Here is a 1,116-nt window from a genome sequence, read left to right as displayed (position 1 = left end):
TGTACTGCCCAGGGACGTTGGTCGAGATTGTGTGACGACACGATCTGATGTCGTAGGTAGGTGAAGGCCTCCGGTTGTGGAGTGGAGCTGTCTAGGAACCGCTCCGGCAACAGGAGGCCTTCGTGTCCCACGCTAACGCCGCTTTGACTCCTCGTGCACGTCTGCGCCTGGCGCGTCTGATCGTTGATGAGGGCTGGCCGGTCGCCCGGGCGGCTGAACGTTATGACGTGTCCTGGCCGACTGCGAAACGTTGGGCGGTGCGGTATGCCGAGCACGGGCCCGCCGCAATGGATGACCGGTCGTCGCGCCCGCACCACAGCCCCACGAGGACAGCCCAGCCCGTGGTGCGCAAGATCGTGCACCTGCGGTGGAAACAACGCCTCGGGCCCGTGCAGATCGCCGGCCAGCTGGCCATGCCAGCTTCGACCGTGCACGCCGTTCTGACCCGCTGCCGGATCAACCGGCTGACACACATCGACCGCGCCACCGGCGAGCCGATCCGCCGCTATGAACACGACCGGCCCGGCGCGATGCTGCACGTCGACGTGAAGAAGTACGGCAACATCCCCGATGGCGGCGGCTGGCGCTACGTCGGCCGAGCCCAGGGCGAACGCCATCGGCGAAGCACCGCGCACCGCACCGGCGCCCGCAACACCCACTACGACCCGCGCATCGGCACGGCGTTCGTGCACACCGTCATCGACGATCACTCCCGCGTCGCCTACGCCGAGATCCGCGACGACGAGACCGCCCTGACCGCGGTCGACGTACTCCAAAACGCCGTCGCCTGGTTCGCCGAGCGAGGCATCACCACCGAACGCGTCCTGTCCGACAACGGCTCGGCCTACAAATCACACGCCTGGCGCGACGCCTGCCACCAACTCGGCATCCGCCCGAAGAAGACCCGCCCCTACCGGCCCCAAACCAACGGCAAAGTCGAACGCTTCCACCGCACCATGACCGACGGCTGGGCGAAACGACGTTTCTACAGCTCAGAACACGCCCGCCGAGCAGCCCTACCCGCCTGGCTCCACCACTACAACCACCACCGACCCCACACCGCCACCAAAGGCCAACCACCCATCACCAGGTTGACCAACGTCCCTGGGCAGTACA

General features: G+C 66.8%; 1 protein-coding gene. It reads left to right on the top strand.

What is annotated here, in order from left to right:
* Positions 1–122 precede the first annotated feature (122 nt).
* Positions 123–1,116: IS481 family transposase (locus FB453_RS33970; protein ID WP_145796920.1), on the top strand; the 994-nt coding region annotated here is incomplete at its 3' end.

Source organism: Micromonospora sp. CNZ322 (assembly GCF_007827755.1).
Note: the sequence above shows the minus strand (reverse complement) of the source record. Positions and strands in the feature narration are given on the sequence as shown.